Here is a 22,274-nt window from a genome sequence, read left to right as displayed (position 1 = left end):
GTTTCAACGACTCCTTTGGTTGGCTCCTCCCCCAACCGTTTGCCCCGCTGGCCTCGGCCCGCGGGGCTTTTTTATGCGGCTTGCACCCCAAGGCATTCTGCCCCAAGCTCTTGCTTCCCCCGCTTTGGACCGCCCGATGCCCAGACGTCACCATTACCTGATCGCTGTGTTGCTGCTGATTCTGGTATCGGTCGGTATCGCGTATCTGCGCCGTGAGCCCCCCTCGGCGCCCGCGGCACTGCCGCCGCACAGCTACGTCAAGGCACTGCGCCAGGCCCACGACGGCCAGCCGGGTGCTGCGCGGGTGCTCTACCAGCAGTTGCAACGCGACGACCTGGCACCGATCCGCCGCGCCGCCCTGTACGCAGAGCTGCCCAACTACCCATCGCCGCAAGCGCTGAAACTGGCTCAGGTAGACCTGGAAAACGATGAGCCACTGGTGCGTCGCGCCGCGATCGCCAGCATCCGCCGCCTGCTACCCGCTGCCCAGCGCAGCCTGGTGCTGGGGCCACTGCTGGACGATGACGAGCAAAGCGTGCGGTTTGCCGCTGTCGATGCCTTGCTCGGCCTCGACCCGGACGCCATCGGCCTGTATTTCGGCCCGCTGCAAGCTGCATTGGAGCAGTATCAGCAGGCGTTGGAGCAAAAGCCTGACGACGCCGAAGCCCAGGTTCACCTGGCGCGCCTGTACTTGCACGAAAATGAATACACTCAGGCGGCAGCCGCCCTGCAGCGCAGCCTCGCCCTGGCCCCGGAAAGCCCTGATGCCCTGGCGACCCAGGTACGCCTGCTGGAGCGCCAGGGCCATCATGACCAGTCCAGGCAGGTGCTGGCCAAGGCTTTGGCGCTGCGGCCTGATTCGGCTTTCCTGCAGCACGAACTGGGGCTCTGGTTGATCCGTCACGACCAGCGTGAGTACGCCCTGCTCGCCTTGTCACGCGCGGTCGAACTGGAACCGGACAACGCCGATTATCGCTACACGCTGGCGGTAACCCTGCATGATCTGGAGCAGTCCGATGCAGCACAGAAGCAGCTCGAAACCCTGCTCAGCCGGCAACCGGCCAACCGGCGGGCGCGGGTGCTGCTGATCCAGTACTGGAAAGAAACCGGGCAGTTGCAGAACGTTCAGGTATTGCTGGCCGAACTCGAGCGGCAAAACCCGGACGACCCCATCTTGCAGCAAGGGTTGTAGATGCTTTGAACCCTGGATGAAGGGTTGTGGTCCAGAGGGTATCGGACCACCCACGGCATGGCCAAGCATGGCAGTGCCTTCAAGGAGAATCGCATTGGCCAGCTCGCTGTCGCTGGACGAACGTGCCCTTATCCTGGCACCCACGCAACTCGCCATGGACACCTCGACGTTTTTGGCGAGCGCCGGGATCGATTGCCTGTGCTCGCGTGATATCGGCAGCTTGCGAGACGGCCTTGGCGAAGGTGCAGCGCTGGCGATCATTGCTGAGAATACGCTCAACGGCAGCCAGCGCGATTTACTGCAGGGCTTTATCGATGAGCAGCCCCCGTGGTCGGACTTGCCCATCGTGCTGCTCACCCATAGCGCTCAAGCCTCCCCTGCCACGACACCTAACGACCATCCGCTGGGCAACCTGACGCTGTTGACCATTCCTTTCGAGGAAGAACAGCTGCTGGCGCTGATCAAGCTCGCGTTGCGCCACCGTCGTCGCCAGTATCAGGCACGCGACAAATTGCTCGACCTGCAGCAGCGCCTGGATGCCCGCAGCCAGGTGCAACAGGGCGCCGAACTGGCCCTGCACCAGACCCGCAAGATGGAGGCGATTGGCCAACTCGCCGGCGGCGTCGCTCACGATTTCAACAATTTGCTCACGAGTATCGGTGGCAGCTTCGAACTGATCGACCGCCGCCTGAAACAAGGGAGTAGCAAGGGCGTTGAGGGTATCCTGCGCATGGGCCAGGAAGCCGTTTCCCGCGCTGCGCGGCTGACCCATCGCCTGCTCGCGTTTTCTTCAAGGCAATCACTGCACAGCCAGCGCATCGATTTGCATGCCATGTTGCAACAGCAGCGGCTCGAAGCCCCGCTTGAGCAAAACGTTGTACTGGATGTGCGCCTACCTGCCGACCTTTGGCCCGTGCAGGCCGACGATGGGCAATTGCAGGAAGCACTCGACAACCTGTTGCTCAATGCCCGTGAAGCCATGCCCAGTGGCGGGGTGCTGCGCATCGTGGCGAGTAATTGCAAGGTGGCGACGAAGCAGTTCGCCGACGGCGGCCTGGCAAACGGTGACTATGCGTGCCTGAGTATCATCGATGAAGGCCAGGGCATGTCGCAAAGTACCCTGGAACATGCCTTCGAGCCGTTCTTCAGCACCAAGCCGGTCGGCCAGGGTATCGGCCTGGGCCTGTCGATGGTGTACGGCTTCAGCAAACAGTCGCAAGGCCATGTGGAGCTGCACAGCCAGATAGGCCAGGGCACTCGCGTGGACCTGTACCTGCCGCGTCACATCGACCAGGCGCAGGCGCACAAGCCTGCCAAGCCGCTCGCGACGGGTAACGGCTGCGATGTATTGCTGGTTGAGGACGACCCGCATGTTCGCCAATTGTTGTGCCAGGCGCTGCAGGAGCTCGGTTATCCGTGCCGCAGTGCCTGCAATGCCAGCGAAGCTTTGCAGGTGCTGCGCTCATCCCAGTCGATCGACCTGCTGATCAGCGACGTGGGGCTGCCCGGCATGAACGGCCGCCAGCTGGCAGAAATTGCCCGTACCTTGCGCCCGCAACTGCCGGTGCTGTTCATCACCGGTTACGCCGAGACGGCAATGGCGCGGGAGGGGTTTCTTGGCCCAGGCATGCAATTGATCTGCAAACCGTTTGAGCTCAAGCAGTTACAGGCCCAGGTGGCGCAGATGATTGGCGAGGCCAGCCCCGTCAATCGGCCAGCATGAGCAGCGCCTGATTGCCCAGGGTGGCCAGTTCGAACGGCTTGAGCAGCAACGCTGTACCCGGGACTTCCAGCAATTGCGGCTCCAGCGGGTGATCGGTGTAGCCAGTGATTAAAAGAATCTTCTGTTCAGAGTTGATCATGCGCACCGCTCTGGCCACCTGGCGCCCACTGAATCCACCCGGCAAGCCGATGTCGGTGATCACCAGGTCGAAAGGCCCATCGTGCCTGTACCGCTCCAGCGCAGCATTGGCATCCGTCACGTCACACACCACAAAACCACGTTCGCGAAGGTATTCCCGCATCAGCAAACGCAGGTTGTGCTCGTCATCGACCAGCAGCACGCGCTGCCCATTGGCCCGCGAAACTTGCGGCACAGGCGGCATGGGCGGCTCTGCTATCGCCTCATGGCAACGAGGGAACAGCATGCAGGCCTTGGTCCCGTGGTCCGGCACCGATTCCAGCCAGATGTAACCACCGGATTGCCCGACAAACCCATGGACCATGGGCAAGCCGAGCCCGGAGCCACGACCGGTGGGCTTGGTCGTGAAGAACGGCTCGAAGGCCTTGGCCAGGTCATCGGCCGGCATGCCATGCCCATCGTCCATGACCTGCAGGGCAACATAATCTCCCGGCGGCAACCCGAGCTCATCAGGGAACGCCGAGGCCAGGCGTGTGTTGATCGTGCGTATCGTCACATTGCCCTGCCCCAGGCAGGCTTCGTACGCATTGGCGCAAAGATTGACCAGGCTGTTCTCCAGCTGGCCGACATCCAGCAAGACGGCCCACGGCTCTACATCCATTTCCCAGTTCAAGCGGATTTCCGCACCGAGCACCTGGCGCAATAATGGCTCCATGTCCGCAAGCTGGCGGTTCATGTTCAGCGGCTTGGGGGCCAGGGGCTGTTGCCGGGAAAACGCCAACAGCCGATGCGTCAGGCTCATGGCGCGCTGCACCGAATCGCGGGCCAGGTCCACATAACTGTCGATGCGCTCCATGCGCCCTTGGCCCAGGCGTCGCTGCAACAACTCAAGGCTACCGCCAATCCCCGACAGCAGGTTGTTCATCTCATGGGCCATGCCGCCGGCAAGATGGCCGACAGCCTCCAACCGCTGGCTGTTTAGCAACAAGGCTCTGGATTGACGCATCGCCTCTTCGCGATCCTCGCTGATGTCACGCCCCACGGCCGTCAGCACATGACCATCAAAGCTGGCATTCCAACGGAACCAGCGGTAGTGGCCATCCGCATGGCGCATGCGCGTTTCGAGCTGTTCGGCGCCGCGCTGGCGGACGAAATCGATCACAGATACTTGCAATTCGGCCCGGTCTGCCGGGTGGATCAGTTGCAGGATCGGCAAATCCTTCACCTGTTCCTCGCTCCAGCCCAGGATACGGTGCCAGGCCGGATTGGCAGACTGCAGCTTGAGGTCGCGGGTGACAATGATCATCGCGTCGCGCGACAGCTGCCACATGTACTCGCGATCATCCATGTAGCGCTTGATCTGGCGCTCGAAGCTCTGCGCCTGCTCGCGCCATTTATGATGCATATCCACGCTGGCGGTGGTTTCGATCACCTTATGCAGAAACCCCACCACCTCGTGTTGCTCATCACGAATGGGCGTATAACTGAACGCATACCACGCCTTGACACCACTCTTCGCGCACTCGATCCACAGCGGTTGATCTTCCACAAAGCTGGAGCGCCCCTCGAGCGCCTTGAATACCCATGGGCCCACATCACTCCAGGCCGCCTGCCACAACGTATCGAAACTTGTGCCCAAGCCATGCTCAAGACCCTCCAGCAATGCCACATAGGCGTCATTGTGGATGACGATCAAGTCCGGCCCCCAGACAACAGCACTGGGAAACGGCGAAAGCAGCATCATGTCGACAGCAATGCGCAACGACGCCTGCCAATGCTGCAACGGGCCAAGCCCGGTATGCCGCCAGTCGAAATGCGCGATCCTCTCACCCATGCCTGCGGCTGGCTTTGCGCCCGAGGACAGTTGCACGCCATGGGGTGAAGGTTTGTGCGGAGGACCGTTAGCGATCAATGGAGTGATCCGCCTGTGCTCTAGGGGAAAAAGGGTTGCTGCATCATCTGCTGCCGGGTTCGCTGCCGCAATAGCGGCCGTGTGACACCTTCGCTAATGCAGCCGCACGCTGAAGGACAGTAGAGGATGGCAGCCCAACAACGGTAGCACAGCGCCATCAACCAAGTGCATGTCCCTGAGCGGCAGCTATGCTGTTCAGGTTTCCCTGCTCCATGGACTGACTTCCCCGTTCGACTACAGACAGGAGTGTAGTGATGAGCAAGAAGATACTGGTTCTGCTGACCAATACCGCCAAGTACCCGAGCCTGAACCGAGCCACGGGCCTATGGCTGGGCGAGGCGGTGCATTTTGTCGATACCGTACAAAAAGCCGGCTATACCGTGGACTATGTCAGCCCAGGTGGGGGTTACGTGCCAATTGATCCGCATAGCCTGCAGATGGCGCCAGAACTGGATTGGCACTATTACGACGACAAATCATTCATGAACCGGCTGGGCACTTCGTTGAGCCCCGGCCAGGTCAAGGCCGACGAATACTGTGCCATTTATTACACGGGTGGCCATGGGGTCATGTGGGACTTCCCTGATAACCAGCCGCTGCAAGAGTTGGCACGCAAGATCTACGAAAAAAACGGTGTTATCGCCGCCGTGTGCCATGGGGTGGTCGGCCTGCTCAACATCAAGCTCAGCGATAACAGGTTATTGCTCAAGGATCGCCAGGTCACAGGTTTTTCGAATACTGAAGAGAAACTCGCGGAGCTTGAAAGTGTAGTGCCATTCCTGACTGAAACCGAACTGGGTGCGCGAGGTGGCATTTACAGCAAGCATGATGAGCCCTGGAAACCTTTCGTGATTTCCGACAACCGCGTGCTGACAGGGCAGAACCCGGCGTCGACGCCGTTGCTGGCCGAAAAAGTTGTCGAGGCGCTCGAACAGTTATCGGTCTGACACGCCGACTGCGTAAATCGTCAGGCAAACGCGGCTACGGCTTACAGTAAGGGCATCCCTGAATCCATAGGCTCTGTTTCAACTGTCCAGCTCGGGCAACTTGAATCAGGAGGACTGCAGGCCTATGTCAAAATTCAAGGTTATTGGACGCGGGATGATGGATCTGGTGATGACGTTGGCGATCAGTTCCATACCCATCGCTTCAGGCCTGATGGTGATGCACTACCACCAGGACAGCAAACTCAGGGAAACCGCGCGTGTCTCGGCCAAGGAAGCCATTTACTCAGTTGACTTGTCCATAAACCGATTACATGAAGCGGCGACCGCCGCAATGCCTTATGCCGGCAGCCCTTGCGAGACAGCGAAGGAGTACCTGCTCAAGCAGATACAGGACGTTCAGTATCTGCGTGCGTTGGCGTTGGTTGCCGATGGCCGGACCTATTGCGACACGCTGGTACCGCCCCACGAAAACGACCAGCTTTATGCCGCCCTGGAATCACCGGTAAAACTGATCATCGATTCATCCGCCACACCCAACGCAGTACGTGTCGCGTATCAACTGCGTGAAGGTAATTTTAGCGTGATCGCATCAACCCATGGCACAGAACTACGTAACGAACTGCGTGCATTTCAAACGGGCGTGGTACTGCTGCTGGAATTCGGGGATACGTATATCTGGGCGGATGGTGACAGCCGCGACGCTGTACGCCCCTCTCAATCCGAGTTCTTCACTACGGAGCATTCGACGAAGTTTGGCTACACCGTGAAAGTCGGCTACCCCGAAGGTTATGCCGCCAACGAGCGGCGCCAAGCGTTTACGCAGGTGCTTCCTTCACTTGCGCTGGTCGGCATCATCACCGGCTCGATCTTCTATTGGGGTGTATTCAGACAGCGCAGAAGCCGTGTTCGTACCGCCGCCGACAATGCGTGACGGCGGTACGCGTCAGTCATTCTTCGTTAAGCACACCGCGGCGTACCTGGTCGCGCTCGATTGACTCGAACAGGGCCTTGAAGTTGCCTTCACCAAAGCCGTCGTCACCTTTGCGCTGGATGAACTCGAAGAACACCGGCCCGAGCAGGGTTTCCGAGAAGATCTGCAGCAGCAGACGCTTGTCGCCCTGCTCGGAAGCGCCGTCGAGCAGAATGCCACGCGCCTGGAGCTGGTCGACGGGCTCGCCATGGCCCGGCAGGCGCTCTTCGAGCATTTCGTAATAGGTTTGCGGCGGCGCGGTCATGAAGCGCATGCCGTAGCCTTTGAGCGCATCCCAGGTCTTGAGCAGGTCGTCGGTAAGGAAGGCTACGTGCTGAATGCCCTCGCCGTTGAACTGCATCAGGAACTCTTCGATCTGCCCCGCCCCTTTGGACGACTCCTCGTTGAGCGGAATGCGGATCATGCCGTCCGGTGCGGTCATGGCCTTGGAGGTCAGCCCGGTGTACTCGCCCTTGATGTCGAAGTAGCGAATCTCGCGGAAGTTGAACAGCTTCTCGTAGAAGCCGGCCCAATACGCCATACGCCCGCGATAAACGTTGTGCGTCAGGTGGTCGATGATCTTCAGGCCTGCGCCCACCGGGTTGCGATCGACGCCTTCGATGAAATTGAAATCGATGTCGTAGATCGAGCTGCCTTCTTCGAAACGGTCGATCAGGTACAACGGCGCACCACCGATACCCTTGATCGCTGGCAGGCGCAACTCCATCGGGCCTGTTTCGATTTCGACCGGCTGGGCACCCAGTTCCAGGGCGCGGGCATAGGCTTCATGGGCATTGCGCACGCGGAACGCCATGCCACACACCGACGGGCCATGCTCGGCGGCGAAGTAGGAAGCGATGCTTTTGGGTTCGTTGTTGAGGATCAGGTTGATGCCACCTTGTCGATACAGGTGCACATCCTTGGAACGGTGGGTGGCCACCTTGGTGAAACCGAGAATCTGGAAGACCGGCTCCAGTACGCCTGGCGTCGGCGAAGCCAGTTCGATGAATTCGAAGCCCATCAGGCCCATAGGGTTTTCAAAGATATCAGCCATGTTCGTGTCCTCATCTGCAGCGAAAATTATTGAATGCTCAGGATGTTGAACACAAAAGGCGGGGCGCACGGAATACCACGCACACTGCGGGCGAGGAACCCACCCATGATCAGCTTGAACCCATTGTCTGTCATATGGACCCATTCTCGGTCGAGTTGACCCTTCGACAACGAAGGACCTTATTGTTTTAATCGTAAACGGATTCTACAGTGCGTAAATTCCTTTGTCGCGTATTACTTGGCCACGGGCTCCGACAAGCGGCTATCCTCTGCACATTCTCCTACATGAAGATCAGGCCAGCATGCCCCTCTCGGTTAAACGTTCCGCCCGCTGGAGTTGGCGCGCCCTCCTCCCCTGGGCCATTGGCGTAGTGCCGCTGGTGTTCGGCCTGGTGGTGATGAACTGGCAAATCGAGCGCGAACTGCGCGCCAGCAGCCAGGCCACCACACGCCAGGTGGTGGAGCAGGTGGAGCGCATCCTCGACAACCTCGCCCAGGCTGCCCAGGCCCTGCTGCCATTGGCCGGCAGGCCGTGCGAGGAGGCCCAGCTGGCCTTGCGTGGCGAGGTCACGCGCAATGCATTCGTGCGCTCGACCAACCTGTTCCAGCACGACACCCTGTATTGCACCTCATTGTTCGGTGACTTCGATGAACCGGTTGACGCCAGCGACTACACCGATGGCACGCTGTGGCTGATGGACGGCAACTCGGTCACACCTGGCCACGCGCTGCTGGTTTACCGTACCAGCAGTGGCGACCGCGGTGCCATCAGCACCGCCGATGGCGACCACCTGGTAACCGCACTTCGGTTGATCGCCCCCGATGAAGACCTGCAATTGCGCGTTGGCAATGCCTGGATGGGCAGTGACGGGGTTGTACATCACGGCCAGCCACCGGCTTACCCTGTCGCCGACGTTACCCTGGGTTCGACCCGCTATCCGTTCAGCGTGCACGGCGGTTTTACCGCTGCCAAGCCCGGCGAACTGCTGCGCAGCCACTACCCGGCCCTGCTTAGCCTGCTGCTGTTGCTCGGGGTGGTGGCCGGCGTGGTGTGCCGCTGGCAAATCCGCCGCGCCAACTCCCCGCGCGCCGAATTGCGCCGCGCCTTGGAGGCCGACGAGTTCCTGCCCTATTTCCAGCCCGTGGTGCGCAAGAGCGATTACCGCTGGGCCGGTGCCGAAGTGCTGATGCGCTGGAACCACCCGCATGAGGGCCTGGTACGCCCCGACCTGTTCATCCCCTACGCCGAGCACAGTGGCCAGATCGTCGAGATGACCCGCGCACTGATGTTGCATACGGCACAAAGCCTGGCGCCTTATGCGGCGTTACTGGAGGACGGCTTCCATATCGGCGTCAACATCACCGCCGACCATTGCCGCGACCTGGCGCTCATCAACGATTGCCAGACCTTCCTTCAGCACTTCCCGCCCGGCCGGGTGCGACTTACCCTGGAGCTGACCGAACGCAAGCTGATCGAAGCGACCCCCGCCACCCTGGAGCTGTTCCAGAAGCTGCATGAAATGGGCGTGATGATTGCCCTGGACGACTTCGGCACGGGCCAGTCCAGCCTCAATTACCTGCGTCAGTTCAAAGTCGATTACTTGAAGATCGACCAGAGCTTCGTAGCGATGATCGGCAGTGACGCGCTGTCGCAACACATCCTCGACAGCGTCATCGAACTGTCCGGCAAGCTGGGCCTGGGCATCGTTGCCGAAGGCGTGGAAACCGAAACCCAGCGGGATTACCTTGCCAGGCACGATGTGGACTACCAGCAAGGCTATCTGTTCGCCCGCCCAATGCCGGCGGCCGAGTTTCTCCAGGCATTGGCCACCCGTCCAGGCGTTGCGCGGTTGCCGCAGGACGCGCCCCCTGAGATCATGCGCGGCTGATCCAGCCGCTTACCCCCCTATTCGAGGCATTCGTGTCAAAAGGCATTCTCTGTTCGGTCACGGCATCCTGCCTGTTCGCCGTGATGTACTTCTATACCTCCCTGCTCGCACCGCTCGATGGCGAAGAAATCTTCGGCTGGCGCACATTGTTGACCCTGCCTTGCCTGACGCTGTTCATGCTGGTGAGCAAAGACTGGGCGCGGGTCGGCGACCTGCTCGCACGCGTGCGCCGGACGCCCGTATTGTTGCTGGGCATGGTCGGCACCTCGTGGTTGATGGGTGTGCAGCTGTGGCTATTTCTTTGGGCCCCGCTGCATGGGCGCAGCCTGGAGGTGTCGATGGGCTACTTTCTGCTGCCGCTGGCGATGGTACTGACCGGCCGGCTGGTCTATGGCGAGCGCCTGTCACGCCTGCAAAAAGTAGCGGTGGGCTGCGCGGCGCTGGGGGTTGGCCACGAGCTGTACCAAAACGGCAGTTTTGCCTGGGAGACCATGCTGGTGATGATCGGTTACCCGATCTACTTCGTTCTGCGTCGGCGCTGCCGCACCGACCACTTGGGTGGCCTGTGGTGCGACATGTGCCTGTTGCTGCCCTGGGCGTTGTACTTCGTGATCCAGGGGCCGCTGTCGACAGCAGACTTGCTGAGCCACCCAGGCCTGTACGGCCTGATCCCGCTGCTAGGGGCGATCAGTGCATCGGCCCTGATCGCCTACGTGCTGGCCAGCCGCCTGTTGCCGTTCAGCCTGTTCGGCCTGCTCAGCTACGTCGAGCCGGTGCTGCTGGTGGGCGTGGCGCTGCTGCTGGGCGAGAGCATCGGCCCGGATCAGTGGCTGACTTACCTGCCGATCTGGGCCGCAGTCCTGGTGCTGGTGCTAGAGGGCTTCAAGCATTTGATGCGCCAGCGTCGGCGTTCGGTTTGAGGCGCACCTGGCGCACCCGCCGCTCCTCCACCGCCACCACGGTCATGCTCCAGCCGTTCCAGGCCAGGTGGTCGCCGACCACCGGCAGGCGGTCCAGAAGGCTCATTACCAAGCCCGCGAGGGTCTGGTAATCCTCGGTGGCGCGGGCGCTGAAACCGGTCCGCGCCTGCACCTGGCTGAGGTTCAATGCACCGCTGACGACAAAGCCGTCGGCCTCCTCGACGATGCCGGGGCCTTCCACCTCACTGGCATCCGGCAGCTCACCCGCGATCGATTCGAGGATGTCGGTCATGGTCAGCAGGCCGGTGAAGTCACCGAATTCGTTGACCACGAAGGCGATGTGCGTCGACTGGCTGCGCATCTGCTCCAATGCATTGAGGATGCTGAAGCTTTCCAGCAGGTTCAACGGTGCCCGGGCCATGCGCTCAAGGTCTGGCTGATTGCCTGACAAAAACTCCTTGAGCAGCTCCTTCTTGTGCACGAAGCCCAGCGGCTCATCGATACGCCCCTCGCGAATCAGCGGCAGGCGCGAGTAAGGCGAGTGGGCCAAGGCCTCGGTAATGGCAGCTGCAGGCTGCGCCAGGTCGAGGACATCAACCTCGGCGCGGGCAGTCATCACCGTGCGGATCGGCCGCTCGGCCAGGTTGAGCACACCACTGATCATCACCCGCTCGCGGCGGTCGAACAGCACGTGCTCTTCACCGCCCTCGACCAGGTCGGCGATCTCTTCACCCACTTCGTCCGCCTCCACCCTGCGCCCGCCCAACAGGCGCAGCACGGCATGCGCGGTGCGCTCACGCAAGGGCCGGTGCTGCTGCAGGCTACGCTTGCGGCGGGCACGGGCCAGCTGGTTGAACAGCTCGATAAGGATCGAGAAGCCGATGGCCGCGTACAGGTAACCTTTGGGGATATGGAAGCCCAGGCCTTCGGCAGTCAGGCTGAAACCAATCATCATCAGGAAGCCCAGACACAGCATGATCACCGTCGGGTGGGCGTTGACGAAGCGGGTCAGCGGCTTGCTGGCGACAATCATGATGCCGATCGAGAAGACCACCGCGATCATCATGATCGACAACTCTTCGACCATGCCCACGGCGGTAATTACCGCATCCAGCGAGAACACCGCGTCAAGCACGACGATCTGCGCCACGATCGGCCAGAAGGCGGCATGGCGCAGCGTACCACTGGCTTGCGTGACATGGCCTTCGAGACGTTCGTGCAGCTCCATGGTGGCCTTGAACAGCAGGAACACACCACCGAACAGCATGATCAGGTCACGGCCCGAGAAGCTCTTGCCAAACACATCGATCAGCGGCGCGGTCAGGGTGACCATCCACGAGATGCTGGCCAGCAGGCCCAACCGCATGATCAGTGCCAGGCTCAAGCCGATGACCCGCGCGCGGTCACGCTGATGCGGCGGCAGCTTGTCGGCCAGAATGGCGATGAACACCAGGTTGTCGATACCCAGCACCAGCTCGAGGACGATAAGCGTCAACAGGCCTAGCCAGGCCGTGGGGTCAGCTAGCCATTCCATTAGCGGGTACTCTCGGGGACGGCGTCACGAGGACGCAGGGAGGATGGCCGTGAAAGCCAGAAACTGGGGGGCTCCGCGAAGGCGCTCATAGGGACCTTGATAGAAAATTGGGAAAATGATCCTACTAGAACAGCAGATTTTTCTGATAGCGCATAACTATTACAAAACCTGTAGGAGCAATCGGATTGCAGGTGTGGACGACGCCAGGTTCATCAATACGGTGTGCGCGCCAACGTCACCATGGTCAAGGAGAGCACTGGCGATATCCAGCGCATGCACAAGCTGCAACTGCTTGGCGAAGGCCAGGTGCCGTTCTACAACGGTTGCAACCCCTTGGCACTGGGTTTTCGGTCGTGCTGCCCAGGCCTTGGGCAAGGATTTCGGTGGAGCCAAGTTCGAGCACCCCCTCTTCTGCATGTGCTTCGACCGAGCTGAACAAGCTGGCACACAGGCTCAGGGTCAGGATGGTGGAACGGTTGATGGGCGCGAACATCGCTGCCTTACTCCTTGTACGTTTGATGAAAATCCATGGCTGCCTATGAGCGGCATTCACATGGCAACGAATCTCGTATGAGAAGCGCGTCGGTTCAACACCAAGACGTAGAGAGGGGCAGCGTTCAGCCGCCCTTCTGTCTGCAGCAACCCGTCAATTCAAGGCATCACCGGCGGCACGTATTGCAATGTCGTGCCCAACGCCCACAACAGCACCAGTACCAGTGGCACATGCACCAGCAGCTGGACAAACGAGAAACCGATCAGGTCCCGCGCCTTGAGCCCCAGCACACCGAGCAACGGCAGCATGTAGAACGGGTTGATCAGGTTGGGCAACGCTTCGGCGGCGTTGTAGATCTGCACCGCCCAGCCCAGGTGATATTGCAGGTCGTTGGCCACCAGCATCACGTACGGTGCTTCGATGATCCACTTGCCACCGCCCGAGGGGATGAAGAAGCCCAACACTGCCGAGTACACGCCCATCAGCAACGCATAGGTGTCGTGAGTGGCGATCTGGGTGAAGAACAGCGAGATGTGATGGGCCAGCGTCTGTTCGTCGATACCTTTGACCTGGGTGAGGATGGCGGCAATCGAGCCGTACAACGGGAACTGGATCAGCACACCGGTGGTGGTCGGCACCGCACGCGCCACGGCGTCGAGGAAGCTGCGCGGGCGCCAGTGCAGCAAGGCACCGAGCATGATGAACAGCAGGTTGTAGGTGTTCAGCCCGGAGATCGCGGTAATGGCCGGTTTGGTGGCGAACTCCTGGTACAGCCAGCCGCCGGCCAGGGCCACCATCAGCAGGATCAGGATCGGGCTGTATTCCAGCCATTCGCCCGGGCGCGTGCGCTGGGGCGCCGGCGGTGCAGTGAAGCTGGGGTCGACGCCGCAGTCTTCGGCGCTGCGCGCGCTGTTGGGGCCGGGTGCGGTGGCGTACGCGATCACCAGCGAAACGATCACCAGCGCCGCCAACAGGACCCCGGACTGCCAGAGGAAGATGGTTTCGGTGAACGGGATCACCCCGGTGATCGACAGGATCGACGGCGGCAGGCTGGCAGGGTTGGCCTGCAACTGCGCCGCCGAGGACGACAGCCCCAGCGCCCACACCGCGCCCAGGCCCAGGTAGGCGGCAGCGCCGGCGGCGCGGTAGTCCATCTTGAGGTCGCTGCGACGCGCCAGCGCACGCACCAGCAAGCCACCGAACACCAGCGACAGGCCCCAGTTGAGCAGCGATGCCAGCATCGAGATCAGCGCTACCCAGCACACCGCTGAGCGGCCATTTTTCGGCACCTGCGCCAGGCGGTCGATCAGCCGGGCGGCAGGTGGCGAGCTGGCCACTACATAGCCGCCGATGACCACGAAGGCCATTTGCATGGTGAACGGGATCAGGCTCCAGAAACCATCGCCAAAAGCCTTGGCAGTGTCGGTGGGTTTGGCCCCCATGGCCAGGGCGCCGAGGCTGACCAGCATGACGGCCAGGGCGGCAAACACCCAGGAGTCGGGGAACCAGCGCTCGGCCCAGTTGGAACAGCGCAGGGCAAAACGGGCGGAGCGGCTGTCTTGGATATCAGCGGCCACGGTGACTTCCTTTTATTGGTTTTATCGGATTGATCTGCAAAAACGCAAAAACCCTGCAGGAGCAGCCTTGCCGGGCCGCTCCTGCAGGGGGGGACGGTGTGAGGGTTTAGAAGGTCATTTCCTTCACATCATCCGGCACGATCAGCTTACCGGCGGTTTTCGCGATGATCTCTTCAATGCTCACCCCCGGCGCGGTTTCGCGCAGGATAAAGGCGCCGTCTTCGATCTCCAGGTAGGCCAGGTCGGTCAGCACCTTGCGAATGCACCCGGCGCCGGTCAGCGGCAGGCTGCAACGCGGCAGCAGCTTGGACTCGCCGTCCTTGGAGGCGTGGGTCATGGTGACGATGATGTTCTCGGCACCGGCCACCAGGTCCATGGCGCCGCCCATGCCCTTCACCAGCTTGCCAGGGATCATCCACGAGGCGATGTTGCCCTCCACGTCCACCTCGAAAGCACCGAGCACGGTAAGGTCGACGTGGCCGCCACGGATCATGGCAAAAGACTGGGCCGAATCGAAGATCGAAGCACCGCGGCGGGCGGTGACGGTCTGCTTGCCGGCGTTGATCATGTCGGGGTCGAGGGTGCTTTCGGTGGGGAACTCGCCCATGCCGAGCAGGCCGTTTTCCGACTGCAGCATGACGTCCATGTCGGCCGGTACATAGTTGGCCACCAGGGTCGGGATACCAATGCCGAGGTTGACGTAGAAGCCGTCCTTCAGTTCACGGGCGACGCGTTGCGCCATCTGTTCGCGGGTCAATGCCATGGTCAGGATCTCTTTGTTGTTCTGAAGGGCGGCGCTCAGGCCTTGACGGTGCGCTTTTCGATGCGCTTTTCGAACGTGCCGACAATCACTCGGTCGACGAAGATGCCCGGGGTGTGGATTTCGCTGGGCAGCAGCACGCCAGGCTCGACGATCTCTTCCACTTCGACCACGGTGATCTTGCCGGCGGTGGCGGCCAGCGGGTTGAAGTTTTGCGCCGTATTGCGGTACACGACGTTGCCGTAGTGGTCAGCCTTCCAGCCCTTGACGATGGCGAAGTCGCCGGTGATGGCTTCTTCGAGGATGTACTTGCGGCCCTTGAACTCGCGCACTTCCTTGCCCTCTGCGACCGGGGTGCCGTAGCCGGTGGCGGTATAGAAGGCCGGGATGCCGGCGCCGCCGGCGCGCATTTTTTCGGCGAGGGTGCCCTGCGGGGTCAGTTCCACGTCGAGTTCGCCGCTGAGCAGCTGGCGTTCGAATTCGGCGTTCTCGCCCACGTAGGAGGCGATCATCTTGCGGATCTGCCGGTCTTCCAGCAGCACGCCCAGGCCGAAGCCGTCGACGCCGCAGTTGTTGGAGACAACGGTCAGGCCCTTGACGCCGCGGCGCTTGATTTCGGCGATGAGGTTTTCCGGAATGCCGCACAGGCCAAAGCCGCCGGCCAGTACTGTCATGTTGTCGGTCAGGCCTTCGAGGGCCTGTTCATAGGTTGCTACGCGCTTGTCCAGTCCGGCCATGCTGATCCGCCTTTTGTAGTTGTTGACCGACGAGGCTGTCGGTGAGCGTGTGCAACCATCTTCACCGCTGGCGACTGATTTGTTAATTTTGTTTTCATCATTGATTGATAACTTTTTCAAAACAACCGTGAGCCCGCCATGAACGTCAAGCAACTGCGCGCCTTTGTCGCCGTGGCCAAGTACCAGAGTTTTGCCCAGGCCGGTGAACACCTGCATGTGTCCCAGCCGGCCCTGAGCCTGACCATCAAGGCGCTGGAGGACAACCTGGGCGGCGCCCTGCTCACCCGCACCACCCGCAGCGTCAGCCTGACGGCCGAGGGCGAAGTGCTGCTGCCCCTGGCCCGGCGGCTGCTGGCCGACTGGGATGACACCGAGGAAATGCTGCGCCAGCGCTTTACCCTGCAACTGGGGCGGGTATCGGTGGCGGCGATTCCGGCCTTTGCCGGCAACCTGCTGCCCCATTCGCTCAAGGTATTCCGCCAGCGTTACCCCAAGGTCAACGTCACGGTGCACGACGTGATCAACGAACAGGTGCTGGAACTGGTGCGCCATCGCCGCGTCGAACTGGGCATTGGCTTCGAGCCGGACAACACCGACGGTTTGCGCTTCCACCCGCTGTACATGGACCGCTTCGTTGCCGTGGTGCCAGCCGACTCGCCGCTCGCGTTACAGGCCGAAGTCAGCTGGACACAATTGCTGGCCGAGGATTTCATCGCCCTGCAACGCCCCTCGGCGGTGCGCCTGTTGCTGGAGCAGAACGTCGCGGCGCTGCACGGCAAGCTGGCGGTGGCGTTCGAGAGCCACCAGCTGTCGACCATCGGCCGCATGGTCGCCAGTGGCCTGGGGGTCAGCGCGGTGCCAGCGCTGTGCATCAACCAGATGCAAGAGCTTGGCGCGCGCTGCCTCAGGCTGGTAGAGCCAGCGGTCGAACGGCGCATCGGCGTGATCGCCCTGGGCGACCATAAACTCTCCACGGCAGCCCAGGCGCTGCTTGAGGTACTGCTTTGCACCACTCAGACTCCGGAGGTGACATGCGATACGTGAAACTGGCAGGTAACGAGGTACCGGCCATTGGCCAGGGCACCTGGTACATGGGCGAAGACCCCGCCCGCAGGGCGGCCGAGGTTGCCGCCCTGCAGCAGGGCATCGACCTGGGCATGAGCTTGATCGACACCGCCGAGATGTATGCCGAAGGTGGCGCCGAAACAGTGGTCGGCCAGGCCATCGCCGGGCGGCGCGAGCAGGTATTTCTGGTTAGCAAGGTGTACCCGCACAACGCCAGCCAGCGCGGCGTGCCGGCTGCCTGTGAGCGCAGCCTGAAACGCCTGGGCACCGACGTCATCGACCTGTACCTGCTGCACTGGCGTGGCCAGTACCCGCTGGAGGAAACCGTCGAAGCGTTCGAGCGCTTGCGCGAGCAGGGCAAGATCCGCCGCTGGGGCGTTTCCAACTTCGATGTCGACGACCTGCGTGAACTGCACAACCCGGATTGCGCCACCAACCAGGTGCTGTACAACCCGGCGCAACGGGGGATCGAGTTCGACCTGTTGCCGTGGAGCCGGCAGCGCGGCTTGCCGACCATGGCTTACTGCCCGTTGGCCCAGGCAGGGCAACTGTTGCAGCACCCGGTAATCGCCGAGATTGCCGAGCGGCATGGAGCAACGCCGGCGCAGGTGAGCCTGGCCTGGGTCACGCGCGATGACGGGGTGATCGCCATTCCCAAGGCCGTGGCCCCTGAGCATGTGCAGTTGAATGCGGCGGCGGGGGCATTGACCTTGACCAGCGAGGACCTGCGAGCGATCGATCGGGCGTTTCCGGCGCCAAAGCGCAAGCAGCATCTGGCGATGGTCTGAGAGATTCCGCAGACCTCTTCGCGGGTGAACCCGCTCCTGCAGGAGCGGGCTTGCCCGCGAGGCGGCCCGTAAGCTCAGTGAAAATCCCGGCTACGAACATCCAGCCCTTGCAACAACGGGCTGACATCTTCCAGCCGCCGCGCAATCAGGTGCCGCACCCCGTTCTCCTGCTCCAGCCGCCCGCTCACCTTGAGCAGTTGCGACCCCACCAACGCCCGCCGCTGCCGCTCGGCCAGTTCGCGCCAGACCACCACATTGACCATGCCGAACTCATCTTCGAGGGTGACGAAGGTCACGCCGCTGGCAGTCTGTGGCCGTTGCCGCCCCACCACCAGGCCGGCCACGGCGACCGCATCGCCATGCTCAACACCCGCCAGCTCGCGAGAACTCCTACAGCCCAGCGCCCGCAAACGTGGGCGCAACAACGCTAGCGGATGGGGCCCGAGCGTCGTGCCCAGGGTGTCGTAATCGGCGACCAGGTCCTCGCCGACGGTTGGCGCAGGCAGCGCCACTGCAACCTCAGCCGCTGGCTCCACGTCTGCAAACAACGGTAGCTGCGGCTGCACCGCAGCCACCTGCCAGCGTGCCTGATGGCGGTCGCTGGCCAGCGCGCGCAGTGCCCCGGCATCGGCCAGCCGGGCACGGGCCCTGCTGTCGAGCGCTGCACGCAAGCACAGGTCTTCAACATCGCGCCACGGCTTGGCCGCCCTCGCCTCTTCAAGCCGCCGGGCATCGGCTTCGGCGAACCCGCGAATCTGGCGCAACCCCAGGCGGATGGCCAAATCTGCCTCGGCAACCGGTTCCAGGGTGCAATCCCATTGGCTATGGAATACATCAACCGGCCGCACTTCTATCCCTTGGCGTCGGGCCTCCTGCAGCAGCTGATCAGGGCTGTAAAAACCCATCGGCCAGCTGTTGACCAGGGCACAGGTGAATATCGCCGGCTCATGGCATTTGAGCCAGCTGCTGGCGTAACACAGCAACGCGAAACTGGCCGCGTGCGACTCGGGGAAACCGTAGCTGCCAAAGCCCTTGATCTGCTCGAAGATGCGCTCGGCAAAGGCCAAATCGTAACCGTTGCGCAACATGCCCTGGACCAGCCGTTCACGGTGCGGCTCCAGGCCGCCGTGGCGCTTCCATGCAGCCATGCTGCGGCGCAACTGGTCGGCCTCGCCTGGGCTGTAGTCGGCAGCGACCATGGCCAGTTCCATGACCTGCTCCTGGAACAACGGTACGCCCAACGTACGTTCGAACACTTCCTTGAGCTTGGGCGACGGGTAGGTGACCGGCTCCTGCTTCAGCCGCCTGCGCAGGTAGGGGTGCACCATGTCACCCTGGATAGGCCCCGGGCGCACGATCGCCACCTCGATCACCAGGTCGTAGAACGTCACCGGCTTGAGCCGGGGCAGCATGGCCATTTGCGCCCGAGATTCGATCTGGAACACACCCATGGTCTCGGCGCGGCTGATCATCGCGTACGTGGCCGGGTCTTCGCTGGGGATGGTCGCCAGGGTCAGGTGCCGGCCCCGGTGGTGCTGCAACAGGTCAAAGCAACGGCGCAAGGCGCTGAGCATGCCAAGGGCGAGCACATCGACCTTGAGCAGGCCGACCATGTCCAGGTCGTCCTTGTCCCACTGGATGACCGTGCGTTCGGCCATGGCGGCGTTTTCCACCGGCACCAGGTGGTCCAGCGGCTGTTCGGAAATGACGAAACCACCCGGGTGCTGGGACAGATGACGCGGAAAGCCGATCAGCGCGCCGGCCAGCACCAGGATGCGCTGCAATGAAGGGCTGCCAGGCTCGAAACCCGCCTCGGCCAGGCGCTGCTCGTCGGGAATGCGATCGCTCCAGCGGCCACAGCATTTTGCCAGGGCGTCCACCTGATCGGCAGGCAAGCCAAGCACTCGAGCCACATCGCGTACCGCCCCGGCAGCATGATAGGTGTTGACCACCGCGGTGAGCGCAGCGCGATGCCGGCCGTAGCGGCGGAACACGTACTGGATCACTTCTTCGCGGCGCTCATGTTCGAAGTCCACGTCGATATCCGGAGGCTCGTTGCGCTCGCGGGAAAGGAAACGCTCGAACAGCAGCCGATGGGCCATCGGGTCCAGTTCGGTGATACCGAGCACGAAGCACACCACCGAGTTGGCCGCTGAGCCGCGGCCCTGGCAGAGGATGTGCTGGCTGCGGGCAAAGGCGACGATATCGTGCACGGTCAGGAAGTAGCTTTCGTAGCCAAGTTCTTCGATCAGCGCGAGCTCTTTTTCCAGGACTTCCCTGACCTTGTCGCTCGGCCCTGAGGGCCAGCGCAGCGGCAGGCCACGCTCACACAGTTGGCGAAGCCAGCTGGCAGGCGTTTGCCCCTCGGGCACCAGCTCACGTGGGTATTGATACTTGAGTTCACTCAAATCGAACTGGCAACGGTCGGCAATGCTGAGGGTTTCGGCCAGCAGGTCGGCCGGGTACAGCTCGGCGAGTTGACCCCGGGTGCGCAGGTGGCGCTCACCATTGGCGAACAGGAACCGCCCGGCCTCGGCGACGCTGCAATGCTGGCGGATGGCGGTCATGCAATCTTGCAGCGCGCGCCGACCGCGAATGTGCATGTGCACGTCGCCACAGGCTACGGCTCGGACACCCAAACGAGCCGCCAGAGCGCGCAGTTGAGCCAGGCGAAGTGGGTCATCGCTGCCGCGATGCAGGTGCACGCCCAGCCACAGCCGTTCGCCGAACAAGGCTTGCAGCCACAGGCCAGGTGTGGGGTCGCTGGGGTCGTCGGCAATCCATAACGCCAGCAGACCTTGATGATGCTGGCGCAGGTCGTCACTGAAAAGTTGGTAATCGCCCTTCTCTGCGCGCCGCCGTGCGCGGGTGATCAACGCACACAGGTTTTGGTAACCGCTGAGGTTTTGCACCAGCAGCACCAGTTTCGGCCCATCCTGCAGTTGTACTTCACTGCCGACGATCAAGCGTAACTGCTGCTCCTTGGCGGCCTGCCAGGCGCGCACGATTCCTGCCAGGGTGCACTCGTCAGTGATTGCCAGGGCCTGGTAGCCCTGCTCTCGGGCGCGACGGAACAGCTCCTCGGCGCTGGAGGCGCCGCGCTGGAAACTGAAGTTGGACAGGCAATGCAGTTCGGCGTAGCCCGGGGTGCTCATGCGAACCACCCCTGCAGCCACAGCGGGCCGGGTTGCGCCAGGTCGTGATAGGCCCAGCCACGCAACCCTTCACGGGTTTCGATGCGGTAATAGTCGCGGCGCACATCGCCACCGTCCCACCAGCCCGACTCGATGCGTTCGGCCTGCCCCAGCAACCGGTGCCCGCTGGCCTCCAGCACTTGCGGCTGAGGCAACAGCCAGCCGGGGCGGCTCCCGGGCATGGCTGGCAGGCTGCCAGGGGCGCCTTGTTCGGCGGGCAGCCAGGCACATTCGGGGCGGTGGTCGGCTTCAGCGCGCAGGCCCTTGACCGCTTCGTCCCCCAAGCGGGCACGCAGGCGTTCGCGCAACTGTTCCCAGGGTTGGGCCTGCTGGGCACGGGGATCGAACAAGGCCTGGTGCTGAGGCACGAATGGCGGCAAGTCATCGGCTACCAGGCGCACGTTGCGCACTGGTGACGGAATACGCAGCGGCTCCAGGCGCCCACGTGCCAGCTCGAACAGCATCGCCGCATCACGCTCGGCGGCCAGCAGGCCAACCTGCAATTGCGTGTCCGGCCCTTCGGCGTGCTCCAGGTACAGGCAAAAGCGCTGAACGCCGCAGTCACGCCCGGCAAGAAAGGCGGCAAGGTCGTTGAGCATGCGCCGCAACGGGAACAGCAGCGCCTGGTGCGACTCGACGTCGAAGTTGAGTTCCAAGCGCGTTTCGAAACGGTCTGGCGGTTGATAGAAACCCAGCCCCAGCGTGCGCAGGCCTAGCACCTGGTCCAGGTGCAACTGGACCTGGGCGGAAAAACGCCTGGCCAAGGCATCGCGTGGCAGTTCCAGTACCTGGCCAAGTTGATGCAAGCCCATGCGGGCGAAGGCTTCTGCGGCTTCCTTGGGCAGCCCTATCCGCGCGATGGGCATGCGTGCCAGCGCGGCTCGTGTGTCTTGCGGGTCGGTCAGTGCCAGGCCGTCATGGCCGTTGGCAAGCATGCGGGCTGCTACCGGGTTGGTGGCCAGCACAATGCGCTGGCGCAGCCCCAATGCTGTCAGCTCCTCGCGCAGGCGGGCCTCGAACACCGGCCAAGGGCCAAACAGCTGCAGGCTTGAGCCCACTTCCAGCAACAGGGCACGCGGATAGTGCAGGCTGACCTGGGCACTGTAGCGGTAGGCCCAGGCCGCGAGCAGTTGCTGCAGTTGGTCGATGCGCGCGTCATCGGCCTCGACGCAGTGGAAACCATCGGCCAGCGCGCGTGCGGCGGTCAACGTTTGCCCGGCGCGCAAGCCGAGTGCTGCCGCTGAGGGGTTGACGGCCTGCAGCACGCGACGCTGCACCGGCCCGCCGATCAGCACCAGTGGCGCATCGGCGTCGTCGCGGTCGCGCAGGATCGCGTCCAGCGCCAGTTGCGGCAGGAGAATGCAGGCCCAGAGCATGCTACA

Annotated in this window: 16 protein-coding genes and 1 pseudogene; 9 read left to right on the top strand and 8 right to left on the bottom strand. The window is 62.4% G+C overall.

Features of this window, described 5'->3' with window-relative positions; genetic code table 11:
• Positions 1 to 136: 136 nt before the first annotated feature.
• Positions 137 to 1,192, top strand: a complete 1,056-nt coding sequence (locus ABEH27_RS08760; protein WP_346613185.1) for a tetratricopeptide repeat protein — start codon at positions 137 to 139, stop codon at positions 1,190 to 1,192.
• Between the two features lie 94 nt (positions 1,193 to 1,286).
• Positions 1,287 to 2,915, top strand: coding sequence for a response regulator (locus ABEH27_RS08755; protein WP_346613184.1), 1,629 nt, complete (start codon positions 1,287 to 1,289; stop codon positions 2,913 to 2,915).
• Here ABEH27_RS08755 and ABEH27_RS08750 read toward each other — a convergent pair.
• Positions 2,899 to 4,887 carry an ATP-binding protein gene (locus ABEH27_RS08750; protein ID WP_346613183.1) on the bottom strand — a complete coding sequence of 663 codons (1,989 nt, stop codon included), beginning with the start codon at positions 4,885 to 4,887 and terminating at the stop codon, positions 2,899 to 2,901. The genes ABEH27_RS08755 and ABEH27_RS08750 overlap by 17 nt on opposite strands.
• Positions 4,888 to 5,219: 332 nt before the next feature.
• Between ABEH27_RS08750 and ABEH27_RS08745 the strand changes: the two genes are divergently transcribed.
• Together ABEH27_RS08745 and ABEH27_RS08740 are read left to right on the top strand one after the other, a co-directional pair.
• Entirely contained in the window at positions 5,220 to 5,912 is a 693-nt protein-coding gene (locus tag ABEH27_RS08745) for a type 1 glutamine amidotransferase domain-containing protein (RefSeq protein ID WP_346613202.1), read from the top strand.
• A gap of 124 nt (positions 5,913 to 6,036) precedes the next feature.
• Entirely contained in the window at positions 6,037 to 6,843 is an 807-nt protein-coding gene (locus ABEH27_RS08740; RefSeq protein WP_346613182.1) for a CSS-motif domain-containing protein, read from the top strand.
• 16 nt (positions 6,844 to 6,859) lie between these two features.
• On the opposite strand, the gene hppD is transcribed toward ABEH27_RS08740, so the two are convergent.
• The gene (hppD, locus tag ABEH27_RS08735) at positions 6,860 to 7,936 is read right to left on the bottom strand and encodes a 4-hydroxyphenylpyruvate dioxygenase (protein ID WP_346613181.1); all 1,077 of its coding nucleotides are present in this window, start codon (positions 7,934 to 7,936) and stop codon (positions 6,860 to 6,862) included.
• 301 nt (positions 7,937 to 8,237) lie between these two features.
• Between hppD and ABEH27_RS08730 the strand changes: the two genes are divergently transcribed.
• On the top strand, positions 8,238 to 9,824 hold the full coding sequence (locus ABEH27_RS08730) for a cyclic diguanylate phosphodiesterase (protein ID WP_346613180.1): 1,587 nt from the start codon (positions 8,238 to 8,240) through the stop codon (positions 9,822 to 9,824).
• 32 nt (positions 9,825 to 9,856) lie between these two features.
• A complete protein-coding gene (gene rarD, locus ABEH27_RS08725; protein WP_346613179.1) occupies positions 9,857 to 10,744 on the top strand; it encodes an EamA family transporter RarD in 888 nt (295 codons plus the stop codon).
• Here the strand turns inward: rarD and ABEH27_RS08720 are convergent.
• Positions 10,707 to 12,278, bottom strand: coding sequence for a TerC family protein (locus tag ABEH27_RS08720; protein ID WP_346613178.1), 1,572 nt, complete (start codon positions 12,276 to 12,278; stop codon positions 10,707 to 10,709). The two genes, rarD and ABEH27_RS08720, sit on opposite strands and share 38 nt — an antisense overlap.
• A gap of 231 nt (positions 12,279 to 12,509) precedes the next feature.
• On the opposite strand from ABEH27_RS08720, the pseudogene ABEH27_RS08715 reads away from it, so the two are divergent.
• Positions 12,510 to 12,620: pseudogene (locus ABEH27_RS08715) on the top strand (dihydrodipicolinate synthase family protein); the annotation flags it as partial.
• Positions 12,621 to 12,929: 309 nt separating this feature from the next.
• On the opposite strand, the gene ABEH27_RS08710 reads toward ABEH27_RS08715, so the two are convergent.
• From ABEH27_RS08710 to ABEH27_RS08700, 3 genes are all read right to left on the bottom strand, one after another.
• Positions 12,930 to 14,348, bottom strand: a complete 1,419-nt coding sequence (locus tag ABEH27_RS08710; protein ID WP_346613177.1) for a TIGR00366 family protein — start codon at positions 14,346 to 14,348, stop codon at positions 12,930 to 12,932.
• Positions 14,349 to 14,454: 106 nt separating this feature from the next.
• Positions 14,455 to 15,111 (bottom strand): CoA transferase subunit B, encoded by a 657-nt coding sequence (locus ABEH27_RS08705; RefSeq protein ID WP_346613176.1) that lies wholly within the window; start codon positions 15,109 to 15,111, stop codon positions 14,455 to 14,457.
• A 35-nt stretch (positions 15,112 to 15,146) separates the two neighbouring features.
• Entirely contained in the window at positions 15,147 to 15,845 is a 699-nt protein-coding gene (locus tag ABEH27_RS08700) for a CoA transferase subunit A (RefSeq protein WP_346613175.1), read from the bottom strand.
• A 138-nt stretch (positions 15,846 to 15,983) separates the two neighbouring features.
• Here ABEH27_RS08700 and ABEH27_RS08695 point away from each other — a divergent pair, with 138 nt between their 5' ends.
• Both ABEH27_RS08695 and ABEH27_RS08690 read left to right on the top strand, forming a co-directional pair.
• On the top strand, positions 15,984 to 16,889 hold the full coding sequence (locus ABEH27_RS08695; RefSeq protein WP_346613174.1) for a LysR family transcriptional regulator: 906 nt from the start codon (positions 15,984 to 15,986) through the stop codon (positions 16,887 to 16,889).
• A complete protein-coding gene (locus tag ABEH27_RS08690) occupies positions 16,877 to 17,698 on the top strand; it encodes an aldo/keto reductase (protein WP_346613173.1) in 822 nt (273 codons plus the stop codon). The genes ABEH27_RS08695 and ABEH27_RS08690 overlap by 13 nt, the downstream gene beginning before the upstream one ends.
• Positions 17,699 to 17,772: 74 nt before the next feature.
• Here ABEH27_RS08690 and ABEH27_RS08685 read toward each other — a convergent pair whose 3' ends face one another.
• Positions 17,773 to 20,853, bottom strand: coding sequence for an error-prone DNA polymerase (locus ABEH27_RS08685; protein ID WP_346613172.1), 3,081 nt, complete (start codon positions 20,851 to 20,853; stop codon positions 17,773 to 17,775).
• Entirely contained in the window at positions 20,850 to 22,268 is a 1,419-nt protein-coding gene (locus ABEH27_RS08680; RefSeq protein WP_346613171.1) for a DNA polymerase Y family protein, read from the bottom strand. Before ABEH27_RS08680 ends, ABEH27_RS08685 begins: the two co-directional genes overlap by 4 nt.
• Positions 22,269 to 22,274 lie beyond the last annotated feature (6 nt).

It is taken from the genome of Pseudomonas sp. P39-UII1 (assembly GCF_039672635.1).
Taxonomy (GTDB): Bacteria; Pseudomonadota; Gammaproteobacteria; order Pseudomonadales; family Pseudomonadaceae; genus Aquipseudomonas.
This window is presented reverse-complemented; position numbering and strand designations above follow the sequence as displayed.